Origin of the sequence: Paenibacillus sp. FSL H7-0716 (assembly GCF_038002705.1) — a bacterium.
Taxonomy (GTDB): domain Bacteria; phylum Bacillota; class Bacilli; order Paenibacillales; family Paenibacillaceae; genus Paenibacillus_AQ; species Paenibacillus_AQ odorifer.
In genome coordinates, this window is the sequence record NZ_JBBODA010000006.1 from 148,361 (window position 1) to 166,072 (window position 17,712).

At 41.4% G+C, this 17,712-nt stretch carries 15 protein-coding genes and 1 riboswitch; of the genes, 2 read left to right on the forward strand and 13 right to left on the reverse strand.

The window, feature by feature from the left end; genetic code table 11:
- Positions 1-9 precede the first annotated feature (9 nt).
- The 5 genes from ahpC to MHH60_RS10380 form a co-directional block, all read right to left on the reverse strand.
- Positions 10-573 carry an alkyl hydroperoxide reductase subunit C gene (ahpC, locus tag MHH60_RS10360; RefSeq protein ID WP_076138381.1) on the reverse strand — a complete coding sequence of 188 codons (564 nt, stop codon included), beginning with the start codon at positions 571-573 and terminating at the stop codon, positions 10-12.
- 359 nt (positions 574-932) lie between these two features.
- Positions 933-4,484 (reverse strand): alpha-amylase family glycosyl hydrolase, encoded by a 3,552-nt coding sequence (locus tag MHH60_RS10365; RefSeq protein ID WP_143766776.1) that lies wholly within the window; start codon positions 4,482-4,484, stop codon positions 933-935.
- 254 nt (positions 4,485-4,738) lie between these two features.
- Entirely contained in the window at positions 4,739-5,725 is a 987-nt protein-coding gene (locus MHH60_RS10370) for a phosphotransferase (protein ID WP_076138380.1), read from the reverse strand.
- Between the two features lie 85 nt (positions 5,726-5,810).
- Positions 5,811-7,553 (reverse strand): phosphomethylpyrimidine synthase ThiC, encoded by a 1,743-nt coding sequence (gene thiC, locus MHH60_RS10375; protein WP_076138379.1) that lies wholly within the window; start codon positions 7,551-7,553, stop codon positions 5,811-5,813.
- A 103-nt stretch (positions 7,554-7,656) separates the two neighbouring features.
- Positions 7,657-7,766: riboswitch (TPP riboswitch) on the reverse strand.
- Between the two features lie 71 nt (positions 7,767-7,837).
- The gene (locus MHH60_RS10380) at positions 7,838-9,889 is read right to left on the reverse strand and encodes a beta-galactosidase (RefSeq protein WP_076138378.1); all 2,052 of its coding nucleotides are present in this window, start codon (positions 9,887-9,889) and stop codon (positions 7,838-7,840) included.
- Positions 9,890-10,059: 170 nt separating this feature from the next.
- Between MHH60_RS10380 and MHH60_RS10385 the strand changes: the two genes are divergently transcribed.
- Positions 10,060-10,893, forward strand: coding sequence for a helix-turn-helix transcriptional regulator (locus MHH60_RS10385; protein WP_076138377.1), 834 nt, complete (start codon positions 10,060-10,062; stop codon positions 10,891-10,893).
- Positions 10,894-10,971: 78 nt separating this feature from the next.
- Here the strand turns inward: MHH60_RS10385 and MHH60_RS10390 are convergent, their stop codons facing one another.
- The 8 genes from MHH60_RS10390 to MHH60_RS10425 all read right to left on the reverse strand — a co-directional run bounded on the left by MHH60_RS10390 (position 10,972) and on the right by MHH60_RS10425 (position 16,228).
- Positions 10,972-11,460, reverse strand: a complete 489-nt coding sequence (locus tag MHH60_RS10390; RefSeq protein ID WP_076138376.1) for a hypothetical protein — start codon at positions 11,458-11,460, stop codon at positions 10,972-10,974.
- A gap of 41 nt (positions 11,461-11,501) precedes the next feature.
- Entirely contained in the window at positions 11,502-12,365 is an 864-nt protein-coding gene (locus MHH60_RS10395) for a hypothetical protein (RefSeq protein ID WP_076138375.1), read from the reverse strand.
- Between the two features lie 24 nt (positions 12,366-12,389).
- Complete coding sequence (locus MHH60_RS10400; RefSeq protein WP_076138389.1) at positions 12,390-12,911, reverse strand: AAA family ATPase; 522 nt, start codon at positions 12,909-12,911, stop codon at positions 12,390-12,392.
- A gap of 16 nt (positions 12,912-12,927) precedes the next feature.
- Positions 12,928-13,902: a phosphotransferase gene (locus MHH60_RS10405; RefSeq protein ID WP_076138374.1), complete on the reverse strand. Its 975-nt coding sequence runs from the start codon at positions 13,900-13,902 to the stop codon at positions 12,928-12,930.
- Between the two features lie 249 nt (positions 13,903-14,151).
- Positions 14,152-14,523 carry an iron chaperone gene (locus MHH60_RS10410; protein ID WP_076138373.1) on the reverse strand — a complete coding sequence of 124 codons (372 nt, stop codon included), beginning with the start codon at positions 14,521-14,523 and terminating at the stop codon, positions 14,152-14,154.
- A gap of 58 nt (positions 14,524-14,581) precedes the next feature.
- Positions 14,582-14,998 carry a hypothetical protein gene (locus MHH60_RS10415; protein WP_076138372.1) on the reverse strand — a complete coding sequence of 139 codons (417 nt, stop codon included), beginning with the start codon at positions 14,996-14,998 and terminating at the stop codon, positions 14,582-14,584.
- Positions 14,999-15,217: a helix-turn-helix transcriptional regulator gene (locus MHH60_RS10420; RefSeq protein ID WP_036681352.1), complete on the reverse strand. Its 219-nt coding sequence runs from the start codon at positions 15,215-15,217 to the stop codon at positions 14,999-15,001.
- 522 nt (positions 15,218-15,739) lie between these two features.
- Positions 15,740-16,228: a DUF2199 domain-containing protein gene (locus MHH60_RS10425; protein WP_076138371.1), complete on the reverse strand. Its 489-nt coding sequence runs from the start codon at positions 16,226-16,228 to the stop codon at positions 15,740-15,742.
- A gap of 234 nt (positions 16,229-16,462) precedes the next feature.
- Here MHH60_RS10425 and MHH60_RS10430 point away from each other — a divergent pair, with 234 nt between their 5' ends.
- Complete coding sequence (locus MHH60_RS10430; protein WP_076138370.1) at positions 16,463-17,665, forward strand: polysaccharide deacetylase family protein; 1,203 nt, start codon at positions 16,463-16,465, stop codon at positions 17,663-17,665.
- Positions 17,666-17,712: the final 47 nt, after the last annotated feature.

Consider the following 17,712-nt stretch of genomic DNA (forward strand, 5'->3'; position numbering starts at 1 on the left):
TTTCGCTCCTTAAATCTTACCTACAAGATCGAGACTTGGTTTAAGAGTTTCTGCACCTTCCGACCATTTCGCTGGGCAAACTTCACCTGGATGATTGCGTACATATTGCGCTGCTTTAATTTTGTTAACAAGAGAGCTAGCATCACGGCCGATACCACCAGCATTAATCTCAACAGTTTGAATAACACCGTCTGGGTCAATGATGAATGTACCACGATCAGCAAGACCGTCAGCTTCGATCAATACATCAAAGTTGCGGGAAACCACATGGGAAGGATCGCCGATCATAATGTATTTCACCTTGCCAATTGCTGCGGAGCTTTCATGCCATGCTTTATGTGTAAAGTGTGTGTCAGTAGAAACGGAATATACTTCAACACCTAGTTGTTTGAGGGTTTCATATTGGTTCTGCAAATCTTCTAGTTCAGTTGGGCATACGAATGTGAAGTCAGCTGGGTAAAAGCAAACTACACTCCATTTACCTTTGAAGTTTTCTTCTGTAACATCGATAAATTTCCCATCTTGAAATGCGCTTGCTTTGAATGGTAGTACTTCTGTTCCGATTAATGACATATTGTTTAATCTCCTTTGGGTTTAATTTATGAATAGAGTGGATACTATTTATAATTATTATAATTAACCAAATTAAGGCCTGTCAAGTTATTTATAATAATTCTAATATGATAATCGTTGTCAGTCGCTAAATGTTCATACAAATTCCTTTCTTTCGGATTTAAATACAACACTTTATCATCTGACGGATGCTCATTCGTGCTTATTGACTATTATGGTTTAGTTTACATGTTTTATGTAGTTCAATTTCTACAATTCGATGTCTTCTACTATTCGCTGAACTATTCTGTACTATAAAGTAACCTCAGTACGGGTTCATCCCGAACTGAGGCTATTTTTGATAACTAATATACAAGGTTCTACTTCAGATAGGTTCCTGACTCTCCGATTCCACCACTACCGTTCAATACATACACCCGTGCATTTCCTTTACCGGAGCAGTTGATTGTGATCACACCGTTGGTAACGGTTTTGGTATCACCAGTCACTGCATCCACATAAGTTCCGTTAGGAATTCCAGTGAATGTTGCATTTCCTGAGATCGTAACCAAAGCAAAGCTATCGATTCCTTTGGTACTATCAGTGTATCTTCTTTTAAATGCCAAATCACCTGATACATTTTCTGTAGAATATTGGCCTTTTTGCAAAGCAGGAACAGCTCTTCTGATTAAATTAAGTTGTCTGATATGTTTCGCCAGAGGATAATTTAACGAGTCTGCAAGTGTGCCAGTAGCATTGGTATATTTACCGTAATCTTGAACAGTAACACTACCCTCAATATGATCGCCAAAGTAAGCACGGCCTGTTGTACTTAACGGCGCATTTGGACCTACATCTATGACTGATCCTTTTTTGAACTCAATTTCAGAACCATAATAGATCGCAGGTATTCCTCGGAAGGTGAACATCAGAGCGAGATTCTCAGCCCAAGTGTCCTGTGTGCCGGCAAATCTTTGATTTTCTGGTGCCTGGTCAGGTGCATAGTCATGAGAGTCAATATAAGTTACATTCCAAGTAGCATCATTATAGAATTGATCACCGCTTCTCATACTAAATGCTTCCTGAGCAGTCTTGAAGGCCCAGTGCATTGGAAAATCAATGACATCCATACCCGATTTCATCGAATAGTCAGGCGTATGATAAGTATTTCCTGTTAAAAATGCATTGTTCGAGGTAGGCTGTCCTGCTGTAGTAGAGTTATCTGCCCACTCTTGCTCCACCGATAGCTTGTTGGAAGCGTAATCATTTTGACCATCACCTGGATAGGATTTTGAGCTTTTCCAAGTATAAAATGGTGTTGATATCGCCGGAATTCCACTGTTCCAGACATCTCTGTACCGAGTAGCCACTTCCCCAAAGACAAAGAAGTCTGAGCCTCCTCTTGTTTTCCATGCCGGCACAAAATATTTGTTGAAAATATACCGGCTTACATGCTTTACAGTATCGACCCGAAAAGCATCCACACCCATATCAATATATTGATTATAGCTGTCGATCAGATACTGATTCACTAGAGGATTTTCTGTGTTTAAGTCTACACAGTCTCCCGCAATCTGTCCTGTCTGGACGGTGTAAGACTCCCAAGAAAGACTTTTTTCCGTATGGTAAATGTTATTGTTAGTCTCCGCAGTCTTCATTAAGGCGAGTCTTGCCTGATATTGCTGATCAGGGGTCATGGAATCATAGTTAGCTGGCAGTTTATCCGTAATTTTGAGCATGTTACTCACGGTGTCCGCCGCCGTCGGATCTTTTTTAAACATCGGGAACAGATTTTCTTCTCCAAAATTACCGGTATGATTGACGACAATATCTTGAATAACCTTTATCCCTCTCGCGTGCGCTGCATTGATCAAATCCTGATAAGATGCCCCAGCGGATTCATATCTTGGATCTACTTTCGCAAAATTTATTGCATGGTACCCATGATAATCATAACCGCTGGCATTCTGCACCACAGGTGTAATCCAGATGGCACTAAAGCCTAGGGCTTTAATGTAATCGAGCTTTTGAATCAGTCCTTTAAAATCCCCTCTCCAAGCTGGATCTGAGTCCGGATTTCCTGCCTTGGCATCCTCCCATGCATGCTCGTTGTTACTCTGATCGCCATCATAGAACCGGGAAGTAATTACAAAATAAATCGTATCTTCACGAAAATCGCCCTTATTACCAATGTTATAAACAAAGCTCTGTTTAGTTTCATTTCCGGCACCATCGATCACAAGGAATTTTAAGGTTGTCGTCTTGTTAATCAAGATAGACGGTCCCGCAAGAGTAGTCAGTGCATTGCCTGAAATATAGACTTTTGAACTCGTTGTTGGTTCCGTACCATTATCTGTGTAATATGCTGTGGTCGTTGCCGCCTTGTTGTCTTTTATATTAAAAGATACGGAAACTGCTGAACTTGAATTCCCAACAGGCAGATTCGCTGTGATAATCGGAGCTTGCAGATCGGCATTCAGATCAATCACATAAGCAAAAGAGCCTACATTACCTGCTTGCCCTATAGAGTTAACGCCGAATGCTTTGATAGTCAAAGATGAAGGGACTTGGATTGGAGTCGTATACAACGTTGAGGTTGTCGTAGGTGTCGAGCCATTGGTCGTATAATAAATTTTATCGCCGCTATTTGTACTGGATAGTGTCACCGTTTGGGCAGAATCATAGGTTTTGGGCGCAGGAGAGACGGATATCACCGGAACCTTGGGAACGTCTGGATTGGCGTCATACCATACGTTATCTGAGTTATACCAGCCCTCTTTTACGCTGCGAGATAAGTCAGCCGTCTGTTTGCCATTGCCGTCATTAAAGATCAGGCTTGCACCTGTAGCATTTGGAACAGTATAGCTATACCAATCGTTTCCGTCCGATTTCATCAGTATTCCCGGCCACGCTCCACTAGTCGGAACGGTTGCCGGATTCAGATTCCAATAATGGATGCGAATCGCTGCATTCCAGCTTGCTGGTTTCTTAAAGTGAACGGTTAGCCCCGCTGAAGTTGGTGTAGGTGTTGGCGTCACTGTTGGCGTTGGTGTGGGTGTTACGGTAGGTGTTGGCGTTACTGTTGGTGTAGGATTTACTGTTGGCGTTGGTGTAGGAGTTACCGTAGGTGTTGGCGTTGGTGTGGGTGTTATGGTAGGTGTTGGGGTAACTGTTGGCGTTGGTGTAGGAGTTAACGTAGGTGTTGGTGTAGCTCCGGCCGAAAGGGTCACATAATCGATATTAATATTCCCGCTATCATCCGAGTCATATTTATAAGCAAGCGTGTTATTTCCTGCCTGTAAGGAGAGCGTTTCTGTTTGGTCTGCCCATGTATCCCAGTTGGCCAGGTTCGATAAAGTTGTCTGTGTAACCTTTATTCCATTGACATAAATGGACACCTTTTTGGCACTGCCGGATGCATTAGCATAGTGAAGCGTGGCATTATAGGACCCTGCTGCGGAAGACTGGACGTTAAAAGTGGTGGCTGCTCCTGTAGTTGTATATCCATCAACAAAACCAGTGCCCGAATATCCGGTGTGATTCGTATTTACTTTTGCACCACCAGACAGGGATGCACTCTCTGCTTCGTATTTCCCGGCAACCGGAATAACAACCGTCCAGTTCTTCCCGCCGTTATTGTCCCAACTATCCGTTGGAGCCGTGATGTGATAACAGTAAATTAGGGTGGCGCCTTCCTGAACATTGAGGTTGGCGGTGAACGTGATTCCATTTTTGGTCATCACCGTGTCCATAGTATTAGCCCAGTTATTCGTAGTCCAATGTAAGGTCACAGCTGTCGCTGTAGGATTGCTATAGGTGACTGTATGATCCGTATTACTGGCCGATGCGCCACCCGATAAACCAAATAAACTAAAAATGAGCGAAAAAATAATTAACCACGAAATATAACGCCTGGATTGTTTGGATACCAAGTAAATAACCTCCTCATAATTTTTAGTGCAGCTACGATTTTTATGCTTATCGTGTTGTGCAAACGTTTGCAAAAATGAGAAAAAAAGAAATACTTGATAGGTTTGATCTCCTCCTTCAATAAAAAATAAGGAAAAAACTCATTGTATGCGTTTACAAACAGTTCAATATCTGATGGATTTTCCTTGTTAAGATTATAGGCGCCAAACCTTTTGCTGGTCAATGCATCTTTTAGGCTATAATTCAATCGTTTTCACTATAAGTTCCCTATGATAGCAGGTAAGTTGTTCAGATTCTTAGCAAGCCAATTCATTTCTTTTGCAAAACGTTTTGGAGGTACACTATGTTTGTCCATCTCGGCATTAATCCACCATGGGCTTTCCATATACCACAATAACTGCAATGATTTTGTTAAATCCCCCTGCTCCACCGTTCGTTCCTCACGATATCCGTCAATAAATGCTGAGGCTAGTGCTCCATCTAAATCTTCATCTAGAGCACATGACATCACTGCTCGTGCAACATCAAGCTGCGGATAATCATATTTGAACCGATCAAAATCTAGAATTGCAGACAATTGGCTATCTTGAAATAAAAGATTATCAACCCATAAATCACGATGTGCCCATCCAGCTTCAAGTCCTTCGAATATTTCCGGATCTATTTCTTCAGTCGCTCTTAGTTGTATCTCTAGGTCAGTGATAAGTGAGGTTTTGCCCATTTCCTTTGATTGTTGTAGGAGTACATTCCAATGTTCTAAACGTTCCTCAGGGCTTTGGGGAATAAATTGTGGGTTTCTTTTCAAACTAAGGGTCCCATCATTTAATAAACGATGCATTTTACCTGTGGCACGACCCAAATCAAACATTTGATGGATATTAATTTTACCCGGCTCTATGACACGCCCTTCACAATATTCCATAGCCATAAACGTTTCTCCCTGATCTGATTCCAGTAAAACTTTATGGTTATAAGCCAACAATCCGGGACAGGGGAGCCCCTGTAGATACAATCTTTTCTGTTGAGAAAAAGCAAAGTTCAGCTCTTCTGGGTTATACAATTTATATCTTTTTTTGTTGTATTGTTTAAGTAGAAATTGCCCTGAATCCGTTGTGATTTTCCATTTAAGATTTAACCAGCCACGTTTTATTGGGGTAGCATGAAGGACTTTCAATCCAAAAAAATGATAGAAACTATTACTTAAATCCTCTAAAATGGCTTCCTCTGAACGAATCGCTTCCATTTCATCAACTCCTATCTATTCAAAGTATAAAAGAAGAAGCCGCCAATGACGACTTCTTTTAGATATTTCTTTTTAGCAGAAAAAGTTATCTATAAATGAGGCTCCCGCCTTGGAGAAACTCTTCTGTCTTCTCTTGCATTCCTGATTCAATTCTCGTCGAATTACGGATATTATGAGAGATCTTCATACTGCAAAATTTCGGCCCGCACATGGAACAGAAATGAGCTGTTTTAGCGCCTTCCGCAGGCAATGTCTCATCATGATATTCTAGCGCTCGCTCAGGATCTATCGATAAATGAAATTGATCACGCCAACGAAATTCAAAACGGGCTTTTGAAAGAGCATTATCCCGGTCTTGTGCTCCTTTATGCCCTTTCGCCAAATCTGCGGCATGAGCCGCTATTTTATAAGTAATGACCCCTACACGTACATCTTCCTTATTAGGCAGGCCAAGATGCTCCTTCGGAGTTACGTAACATAACATTGCTGTACCGAACCAACCAATCATCGCTGCACCTATAGCAGAAGTAATATGATCATAACCAGGCGCGATATCTGTAGTCAGTGGACCTAATGTATAAAAAGGGGCTTCGTTGCAAGTTTCAAGTTGCTTATCCATATTCTCTTTAATCAAGTGCATCGGTACATGTCCTGGACCCTCTACCATCACCTGTACATCATGACTCCAAGCTATAGCTGTTAATTCACCTAACGTCTCTAACTCGGCAAATTGTGCTTCATCATTCGCATCAGCAATCGAACCCGGACGTAATCCATCGCCTAGGGAAAAAGAAACATCGTATAGCTTCATGATTTCACATATCTCTTCAAAATGTGTATATAAAAAGTTCTCTTGATGATGCGCAAGACACCATGCCGCCATGATGGAGCCACCTCTTGAAACAATACCTGTCATACGTTGTGCAGTCAACGGGATATAACGAAGCAGAACCCCCGCATGAATGGTAAAATAATCAACCCCTTGCTCCGCTTGCTCAATGAGCGTATCACGGTACACTTCCCACGTTAAATCTTCCGCTTTTCCATTCACTTTTTCCAACGCTTGATAGATAGGCACCGTTCCAATAGGAACAGGAGAATTGCGGATGATCCACTCGCGTGTAGTGTGGATGTTTTTACCTGTGGAAAGATCCATTATATTATCTGCACCCCAGCGGGTGGCCCATCTCATCTTCTCTACCTCTTCCTCTATGGAGGAGGATACTGCGGAATTTCCTATATTGGCATTGATCTTCACTAAAAAATTTCGTCCAATAATCATCGGTTCACTCTCTGGATGATTGATATTCGCTGGAATGATGGCGCGGCCGCGGGCCACTTCATCTCTTACAAATTCCGGTGCCACATTCTCACGAATCGCAACGTATTCCATTTCGGAAGTAATAATTCCTTTGCGTGCATAATGCATTTGAGAGACATTACGCCCCTTTTTCGCTCGCAAAGTTTTTCTATGGAGCGCTGGAAACACTTCCGCCACAGCTTTTCCCGTTGCATTCCCGTTATCTTCAGGCTTCACGGTTCTTCCTTCGTACGCTTCCGCATCCCCTCGTTCCTCAATCCAGCTTTGACGATTGGGCTCTAACCCCTGACGAATATCAGTATGAATATTAGCATCCGTGTAAGCCCCGCTTGTGTCATAGACATGAATTGGGGCATTCTCCTCTTCGCCGTCTATGCCCGCAGTTGGACTAAGTAAGATCTTCCGCATAGGCACCTGAATATCAGGCCGTGAACCCTTTACATACACTTTTTGACTTGCTGGAAAAGCTGATAAATTGATTGGATCGTTGTTCAATTCGCTTGTCATCTCAATTCCTCCTATAAGGTGATTTGATCAAGCGGAGACGGTCTACTCCCCCACACATAGAAAAGGCCACATCTGTATAAGATGCGGCCTTAGAGTAGACAAATAGAAATAGAGCTCCATTTCCTCCGCTGGCATTATCCAGATCAGGTTTGACGGTCGATAGTTATAACTATCCTCTCAGCCTGGTCCCACCAAGCTCCCGTAACTATATAATTGCTACTTTCAAGTATAACCGAAAAGAGAGAATTATCCAAATCTACTCAAATGTGAGATCAACGTGTACGTTAGTATAGCACCAGTACCCCAAATCCTTCCAGAAGCACCTCGCCCGAGAATGTTGTGCCGCTCAGTAAATCTGTTTTGGTCTCATGAAGATGGATCGTGACAGGAGCCTCACTATAATTAAGCAAAAAAGCATAACTGGAAGAAGCTCCGGTACGAACTTGCAGCTCTACCTCTTCTGGGAGCTCCAGCCAATCTGCTGGCGATTGTAGATCCATTAAATTTATGATCTCAGCCGCTGCCTGTTCATTAAATACGGCTCCGTAATACCAAACCTCACCCTTGCCGCGACGATTTCTAGTTACCGCCGGTTTTCCTGCATAATAATCAGAGGCGTAAACCGCCATCACTTCAACCGAAGCTTCCTCTATTTTGAGAATATCATTAAAGTCATCTGCTCCTGTAACGACTTCGGTCGCGCCCGACCAGCTAATTGTTGTTGGCTGACGACTGCCCTTAACCATTGTGAATTCTTCAACTGTGATCCCGCATAGATCCTTAGCAGCACCTGGGAAAGGACGCATATAACATTGACCGCGCTCATCCTTATAGCCAGTTCTACAGCCGAAGATCAGTTTGCCGCCTTGTTGAACATATTCATCCAGCAGTGCTGCTGTCTCATCTGTCATAATCGCTGGGTGAGGATAGATAAGCACGTCGTACCTTGCAAGCTCCTCCAGCGTTGTTTTTTTGCGTAAATAGAGTACGTCATTCGGGATATGCTTCCGTTGAAGCGCCTTGTACCACTCCTTATTGCTCTTCCACATAAACGGGCCATGCCAAACATCGTATTCTCCATCCCACTCATTGTCATAATCACGAACAATAGCAATGTTAGCCTGATTACGAGTACCGACAAACGCTTGACCTGCTGCTGCCAGCTCCTGACCGATCTGCCCCGCTTCCCGCACTCTCCGGTTAGGTTGATTATGATAGTCATTGATTCCATGCCAATAAATTTCATTGCCCATCGTAGCTGTCCGCCAGCGGAAATATAACACCATATCTGCTCCATGAGCGATCGACTGATAAGTCCATAACCGCATCTGCCCAGGCTTTGGAGAAGGCATATCCATCCGGTTCACCCAGCCACCCGGGCCCGACTGCTGCTCCATAATGCAGAAATTCGGGGATATCGAACGAACAACAGATAACGACAGTCCCCAGCCTCTATCATTCAGCGGATTCTGCTCATTCGGGTCATAAAAAATAGTAGAGAACTGAGGATAGGAATCATAGCTGAAGAAATCCAGCAGTTCATCCGTCATTTCATGGCTATCGAGATGCCCGAACAGACCGTTCGTGGTTACCCACTGCTTAGGGGAAAGTTTACGGATGATATCCGCTTGGTTTTTGGCAAAAGAAATTGTATTGTCCGAAATAAACCGTTTTTCATCCAATGCCTGATGAGGATTGGGTTGCTTCGGTACTGGAGTCGGACGTGGAAGATAGACCTGAGACCAGTCACTATAGCTTTGATTCCAAAAAACAGCTCCCCATGCCTCGTTCAAATGCTCAAGCGTAACATATTTCTGCTGTAGCCATTCCCGGAAAGCCTTATGGTCACTCTCCGAATAAAATTCACTGATCTCACAGTTGAGTTCATTATCAATTTGCCAGCCAACTACACCCGGATGATTGCCGTAATGTTCAGCCATTTGTTCTGCAATACGTGCACACAGTTCCCGGTATTTAGGACTGCTGTAATTATAATGACGGCGCATGCCATGCTGAAGTGTAACACCTTCGTAGGTTACATTTAAAACTTCGGGATATTTATCAGTCAACCAAGCTGGAGGCGTCGCCGTCGGAGTACCAAGTACAACCTGAAGACCATATTTATGTGCTAGATCAATCGCCCGATCAAAGAGCCCGAACTGAAACTCCCCTTCTGCCGGTTCAAAAATAGACCAAGCAAACTCCCCCATCCGAATGATCGTAAAGCCGAGTTCACGCATCCGGCGATAATCGTCCTCCCACATGTTTTCTGGCCAGTGCTCCGGATAATAACAGACGCCAAGCTCGAATTTTTCAGTTGCGACAGGTTTCTTCATCATTACCTCCAAAGTATTAAAAATATGCTTTCAATATTTTATAATTCTATTGTAGTATCAATGATAAGAGGTCTTATATAACAAAATATTGCTATCATATAACAATCTTGCGTTTATTGCCTTAATCCAACTTGCGCTCTGTTGCGCTACAGAAATGGGTGCTGCCAAACATGAAGAAACAATGGTATTTGCCGACCCCGGCTTTTTCAAAATATGTCTGTTATCCTGAATTTTTGGGACATTACACTCACTTTCCAAAACATACAGAGAGAAGAAGCGAAGGGTTTCTGGGGAGCTATAACCTGCATTTGATCTTTGGTGGGGAGGGTTATGTATTCCATGAGGGCGAACGTATTCCGATGAGTAGAGGACGAGGTTTTCTGTACCCTAAAGGGGCTTATCAGCAATACGGCTCTGACCCAGGCGAGCCTTGGGATGTCCGCTGGGTTCATTTTAACACTGAAATTGTCCTTCCCTTATTAGAAGAAGTGGACCAGTCTCGTGCATACCTGTTCACTTTTGATTTGGATGCTAAGCTGGACGAGCTATTCGAGGAAATGTACCTACTGAGTGCTTCCTACGTGACCCGTAGCGAGCCAAGACTATCTGCTCTGCTGTATGAGCTTCTAGTAAAATTGCTGCAGAACTCCGAGCCACTTCACGGCTCAGTACCGCACGAGGTTAGGCAGTCCATCCGCAGTGCTGCAGATATCATTCATGTCGAATGTGCCAGCCCTTGGTCTCTTGAATCGATGGCAAGATTGACCGGTTACAGCAGCTATCATTTTCTAAGGCTGTTCCGGGTGGTTATGGGTAAAACTCCAAACCGTTATTTAACCGATTGTCGGCTGGCTAAAGCCAAGCTTTTACTGGTTTCCACAGGACTCTCCATTGCTCAGGTTGCTACTCAGTCCGGTTTTGCCCAATCCAGCTATTTTATTAAAGTGTTCAGAAGGTTTGAAGGCATGTCTCCTGTGAAATACCGGCAGGCTTTTGGGGCGTAGACGATCTTCCCCTATTCACTAAAGAGCTCGGGCTCCGTAAAATTTGGCTAGATGAAATTATTATTTTTATTTGTACTTTTAATTCCACTCCTTTGACCATTTTGGGAATGCTTCTCCGGTCAATTCTTCGAGTGTTTTTCCATCAATGGTGTAAACCCAGCCCATATGTAATTCAGCGAAATCAGGAAAACTATAGCCTCCTATCACTTGATCGTCTGCTTCTAGCAGAAAAATCAGGGTTTGTTTTTTTGTATTATCCTTCTCATTATCTAAGGGGTGATTTTTAACGATGAACTTACTTGTAGTTATTTCCTTGCCTATATAATCGACTGGATCAACACTTTGAACACTCCAGTATTGCATGTATGGCATGTCCGTCAGCAGCTTTTTATCTAATAAATATTCAGAAACAATTCCTTCATTACTAATGATCAAATAGCCCATATCGGTAATAAATTGTTCAGCTTGGCTATATTCTTTTTTTGAATTATCGCTAATTTGCTCATCACTACATCCCAATAAAAAGATTAAGAATAACGGAATTATAATCACCCTTAATTTGTTCATAGGTTCCTCTCCTTGGAGTGTTTATTATCTCCGCGATCAATTTATAGATTAATCTTATTGTATGAATTTAGTATCATCAAACTCTTTAGCGTCTTATAGGCTCTCCATTCCAACCTCGCTGTTTCACCGGGAGGCTCCCATTTTATCTGCCATCCTCCATCATCCTCCTGTTGGTATTCTAATACTTTTAAATGATCAAGAATGGTTTCATCAGAAAATATGCTGCTACAGTAAGAAGTTGGTGATGGCGAAAATTCTAGAGGAGAGAGTCCATAACTGTGGGATGCCGCATCCAAGCAAAAAAAGTTGGCAGTAATAAGCTCCTTAGATAATTTTTGAAATAATCCTTTGATAAAATCCGATTGAGGTAAGCTTTCCAATAAATAAAATGCAGTCAAAATTGTATGCGCATCATCATAGGCTTGTGCGCGAATATCTTCCAAACAAATTTCTGTCGCTTTATCAAGCCAGGAATGTTCTATCCCTTGCCATTTAAGAAGCCCGACAAGACCAGTAAGTCTGCTAAATGATGGCTCTGTAGAAAGAGGGTTATTCCAATGTTCTGCTCTTGGATAGTTTGCTGATGAAGGAAATATTGTTGGAATCCCTTTTTTTAAGTCAGCATGCTTTGAAATATAATCACATGCTTTTTGAGAAAGTTCTTCATCTTTTATGTTACAGTCATATAAAAAACGTAGTGCAAATTCCATGAAAAGTGGCTGACTACCGGGTGCCCGCAAATCCGGCTCTATTGCATTTCCAAACCCACCATCTTCGTTCCGGTAGGCTGTTAGTGAAGTCACAACATTGCTCATTGATCCACCGTGGAAAATATATTCAAAAACCCTTCTTTCTAGTAATCTGCCATGTGTCCAAATGAAATGGGCTGCTTTCTCAAAATCCATCTGTTCCCCTCCTCAAAATTCAGGCTAAGTATTTAAGTATTCAATGACACTTTTAATATAGGATTCAATCGGTTCCTTTGTATTAACAATATGTATTCTGACATTAGATGGCTTTTTAGCATTTTCAATAGTTTTAAGCAATGTCTCTTCAGAAGGCACTCTTTCAATCTGGCTAATCATTCTTTTTCTATTTCGCAGTCTATTATTGAGCTCGTCATAGTCATTTAATAAACATTCTACATATTTATATTCCGCATTATATTTCTGGGTCAGATTCAATCCTCTCTCTATCATCTCAGAGTATAAACAAGGGCTATCGAGTATAACATTATGACCTTGAGATAAGTGAAAATCTATCAAGGCCCATTCAATATCATACGAAATTTTCCCAACTTCCTTGAACCCAAAGTTTGCTCCAAGTGATTCCATAAGAGAAGACTTTACAATGTCGTGATCAAGAATAACAGCAGAAGTATGCTGCGCTATTACTCTGGCTAATGAAGACTTCCCTGATCCGGGGTATCCAGACATCTGAAGAAAAAACAACGAGGGCCACTTCCTTTCAGACGAGATTCTTATAAGCATTTATCGACTTCCATATAAGCTCCTCATCCTTAATTCCTTCATGAACAAATAACTTTATTGGAAAAAAGATTCCTTCCATAATCGATAATCTAACGTCCTCCACAAATTGTGTGTACGTATATGCGCTCCTGATTTTATTGTTAATTGAATGAAAATACAGATCAAAAATACGTGTAGTCTCGGCACTGCCATGAAACAAATCGTGGATAAATAACATAACGAGATCCTCCGTACAAAGCCCAACCTTCACTGCTTCAAGATCAATGATGCACGGCCTTGAACTGCTGAACATCGGATATAATAAATTGCCAACATTTAGATCACCATGGATGCATGTTGTATTTTGATATCTGGAGATACGACTAATATGTTTCTGGGCATTTTCACGCAAGCTAAGTAAACTCTTCTCGTAAATACTAAACTGTTCTTCCCCAAGGTTATATGTCTGGTGCTTTCTAAAAGCCAGATAATCTCTCTCCAAATACGAAATATGCTTTAAATAATGCTCTATACTTTTCAAATGCTCGGGATGAGCTAACTCGCTTGTCTCCCAAGAAGCAGAATGAAACTGTGTGATCACATCAATAATGTTTGCTAATTTATTAGAATCAATAGGCACTTCCCAGTCAGCTAAATTGGTATGTGTCGGGGTCAGATCTTCCATCAACAATATACCCACTTGTCCAGCTGTATCATATTTATTAAAAAAGACTCTCGGAATAGATACATCCTTGGTAGAGTAATGATTATAAATCATATTTTCATATGGAATATGATCTGACTTTGTGATTTTCTCTAATAACGACAAAACCTTATTGTCTTTCGTATACACTTCTATTTTATTGAGTGCTGCTCGATTGCGTATTTCTTGTTTTGCTCTTATAATCTCAAGAATCTCAGGAACACCCTGACCTCTTAATAGCTCTAATAGTTGATCATCGTTTAGTGGCATTTTCATCCCCCAATCTGAATTGGCTCTCGCCTACAGTAGCCATTTGTCTCACTTCCATTTTTCAGCATTCATCAGGTTGAACTAACGTGTATAAATTCGCTTCCAACATTCCATCCACCTTCCAAAATATTGAATATTTGTGCTGAGAATTCTAATAAAAAAGACAAATCACATATTAAAAGTGACTTGTCCTCTGGTGCTTCCACTTATAAATTTGCTTAAAATGAATTGAACGCTAAATAATATGTTTTATTTCCTCCAAAAAGTTGAACAGTCTGCCTTATCCAAAATATTAAACTCGATCATTTTTTCAAGTAATGAGAAATCAACTGGACTTTCCCACCGGATGCGTAACAACTGCTTGGTGTGATCATAACCTGCCTGCACAATTTCATCAGAAAAACGATTAATTCCTGCAATTTCAGGGGCAACCGCCAAATGATGTTTGGATACACTAAAACCAATAATAAAAGTATCGTGATCGGTAAACATAGGCTGATTCCACGCGACTTTTGGCTTTAAATCAGTAAATTTTCCAGCTACCCAAGCTAAAACCTCTTCCATTCTTTCCCGATGTTGCGGGTTATCAATCTGCGCTAAATATTCTGCAAATACTTCCATGTCATTCTCTCCTAACAAAATATTTTCGAATATTCTAATTGATGTTACGTCATTCCAATTACATTCTCTTAGCATAATAATTAAACAGGAAGATTCCTAAGGAGATTTGAAAAACAAAAACACCACATAACACAGTGACTACAGTTTGATCTACTCCCATTAAACTAAATACAACAGTTAGAGCCATTAGGATGTAAAAGTTAACAATATTAGTTTTCCAACCCGCTTTTTCTCTTATTCTTATTTTACGTTCATCATTAGCCTCAATTTTACTCATTCTAACTTTCTCATCATTTTTCACTTTGTTCTGGGGCTTATTTAGCCATAACGAATACACCATATTTCCTACTCCAAGCACTGCAAGGACTGAACCCACACCAATGAGCAAACCGGAAATTCCTTTTAGCTTCTCGTCAGTTAAAATGAATCCACCCATATAAACCATAATAGCACCTGCAATTGTTAGAGCACCCATTTACTTGCCGTTTTCATTACCCAGCTCCTCCTCGTAAATGAAAATATCTTCAATACTCATTTCAAAAAATCGCGCAATCTTAAATGCAAGAATGATGGATGGGTTATACCGGCCATTTTCAAGTGAACCAATCGTTTGCCTTGATACTTCCAATTTATCCGCTAGTTCTTCTTGTTTAATACCTTTTTCTTTTCTAATCTCTTCAAGCCTGTTTTTCAATATCTTACCTCCTGAAGCAATTATGGAAAGTTAACTTTCCGTAAGAATAACACATTGGAATGTGTATGTAAAGCTAACTTTCCATCAGTTGAAATTGATTGCAATTTAACCCGTGATCTTTATAGGTGTAATGATTTAGGACACGTCTTGTTGATAGTACATCTGTAAAATTGGGCATGAAAAAACGACACCCGTTAACTCCCTTATAGGAGTACGGGGTGACGTTGAGTGTTTCACGGGCGACAACTTATGAAAGAAAACTTCAGTTAGCTTAGCCTACCTCAAGAATATACCCTCCGAAAGTTTGCCTTTTGGATAAAAAAGTCCCGATGATTATTCACATCATCGGCATTGTCAGCAGAAAATAAAATATTAGACTGTCTCTGTTACATTGAACAAAAGTCTCCTGTTAGCTTAAACGACATTACGCACCGAGTTTAGCCTTGCAGGGTTGTCTGCTGGCGTAGATATGATTTAATAAGCTGTCGGCAGCTTCTTCAACTATACTTTCAAATTCTTCTCTTACTGACTATGATTTATTAAATGAGCAATTTCTTTCACTCTCTCCATTGTAATTCCTTCTCTTTGTTCAACTGCAAGTGGATGATTCGTTTGTTCTAATTCTATTAACGGAACAGCACCAACCTTTTGTGTATGCACCATTGTCTTTAACGATAATGTAGTTATTGGATATATGGAAAGTTCAGTCGATAACCAACCAAAATAAGGTTCTTCCGTCTCCCTTCCTTCTACGTGCAATAATTCATTAGATTTCAGAAAGTTTTCTTCACTAAGAGAAACCCACACACTCCATATAAATTTCTCTTTGCTATCAATTATTGGTATTTCAATATGGCCTCTAATAAAGAAATGCTGTTCATCAATTACACAAAAATCTCTAATTAATTCTGTTCTTTTCTCTTCTGGTACAGTGTAAAAATAATATGGTGCTTCACTTCCGTAACATAAAGGAAGTTCACTTAATTCGTTGTTACAGTGAGGGCATTTCATGTTTTCTGCTCCTTATAGTTTCTCGCCGATTTCTTATACGTCTTATTCGGGAACTTTGTGATAATTCCATCTGTTGAGTATTCGCGAAATCACTTAGTTATCCTGCCCTTTACTTCTATAAAAAAGGGCAGCTCTGATCGGCTGAAAAACTGTTCAAGAATCCCTGTCACATTTTTTGGTGTCTGAAGCGTTATATATATATTAATGCAATCAGGATGTAGGGAGACTTGAACATTGAAACTAAACAAACTGAAACTAAAAAAATATTATATCCTCGTTATTTTATCGCTAATGGTCTGCTTGTCTTCACTTCTTACGTATAAAACTATGTCTAAGCTGGAAATCACCAGTGTTGACGGACACAAGATCACAACAGATGCCTATGTTCTGTATCCGGATCATGAATTTATGCTTGCTAAAGACGTAGCTGAGCAGGTTCTTAATGCCCGTATCGGCTGGGAGAAGCAGACTCCACTTCCCGAGGGCATTTACTACAAAGATCAGGTGGCGGTACTCATGTACCATCATCTCACAGAAGAATCGTTATCGCTTTATCCCGGTGTATTATCCGCAGAACAGTTTGATGAACAAATGCGGCTGCTGAAGCAGGAGGGCTTTCAGGTCATTACGATGGAGCAATACCGGCGGTTTATGCTGGAGAATGCTCCGGTTCCCGATAATGCAGTTCTGCTGACTTTTGATGATGGTTATGAGAGCTTTTATAAACTGGCGTTTCCTATTCTGCAAAAGCACGGCTACACCGCAATTAACTTCATCATTGTTTCTGATGTTGATAACCCGGATGGGCGGAAGGTACCAAAACTGACCTGGGAGCAGATGAGGGAGATGAAACGTGCCGGAATGGGCTTCTATAATCATACGTACAATCTGCATTATTATGGCATTGTCGATGCAGAAGGAGGTACCCGTCCGTCGGCGAGTGCCTTGCTGTACATTGATGATGAGAACCGCAATGAGCTAAATGAAGAATACTACAGAAGGGTAACCGGGGACCTGGCTCTGGCGGAACGCAGGCTAAAGGAAGAGCTAGGCAATACGGATTCAGCTATTGCTTTTCCCTACGGTTCCTATAATGAAAAGCTGCTGGATGCAAGCGATTCACTCGGAATCAAATTGAAATTCAATACCCGGGAGGGCTTAAGCTCCAGAACGAATCTGAACGCACCGCGGATTAACGAAGGGGACGAAACCCTCACCGCGGCTTTATCCATAGAACAGCTGAAGCATACTGAGCCGCTGATGGAGTTGACTGTGAATTCCAGAAAGGTGCCTCTTATCGGGACTCAGCCGCATTTGAGGAATGGGAAATTGATGGTTCCGTTAGGCCCGCTAAGCAGATCACTGGGGATAGAGATGCATTACGACCGCCGCAGCCGGACATTGAAACTGACACACAGCAGCTTGAACAAGGCTTGAGTGATAACTCAAATTTCGCACCATAGATATCAGAGGGAATACGAACG

What these genes read in the sequence shown, in the direction of transcription:
- ahpC (WP_076138381.1), bottom strand. Translation starts at nt 573, where the DNA reads ATGTCATTAATCGGAACAGAAGTACTACCATTCAAAGCAAGCGCATTT.
- MHH60_RS10370 (WP_076138380.1), bottom strand. Translation starts at nt 5,725, where the DNA reads ATGGAAGCGATTCGTTCAGAGGAAGCCATTTTAGAGGATTTAAGTAAT.
- thiC (WP_076138379.1), bottom strand. Translation starts at nt 7,553, where the DNA reads ATGACAAGCGAATTGAACAACGATCCAATCAATTTATCAGCTTTTCCA.
- MHH60_RS10380 (WP_076138378.1), bottom strand. Translation starts at nt 9,889, where the DNA reads ATGAAGAAACCTGTCGCAACTGAAAAATTCGAGCTTGGCGTCTGTTAT.
- MHH60_RS10385 (WP_076138377.1), top strand. Translation starts at nt 10,060, where the DNA reads ATGAAGAAACAATGGTATTTGCCGACCCCGGCTTTTTCAAAATATGTC.
- MHH60_RS10390 (WP_076138376.1), bottom strand. Translation starts at nt 11,460, where the DNA reads ATGAACAAATTAAGGGTGATTATAATTCCGTTATTCTTAATCTTTTTA.
- MHH60_RS10395 (WP_076138375.1), bottom strand. Translation starts at nt 12,365, where the DNA reads ATGGATTTTGAGAAAGCAGCCCATTTCATTTGGACACATGGCAGATTA.
- MHH60_RS10405 (WP_076138374.1), bottom strand. Translation starts at nt 13,902, where the DNA reads ATGCCACTAAACGATGATCAACTATTAGAGCTATTAAGAGGTCAGGGT.
- MHH60_RS10410 (WP_076138373.1), bottom strand. Translation starts at nt 14,523, where the DNA reads ATGGAAGTATTTGCAGAATATTTAGCGCAGATTGATAACCCGCAACAT.
- MHH60_RS10415 (WP_076138372.1), bottom strand. Translation starts at nt 14,998, where the DNA reads ATGGGTGCTCTAACAATTGCAGGTGCTATTATGGTTTATATGGGTGGA.
- MHH60_RS10425 (WP_076138371.1), bottom strand. Translation starts at nt 16,228, where the DNA reads ATGAAATGCCCTCACTGTAACAACGAATTAAGTGAACTTCCTTTATGT.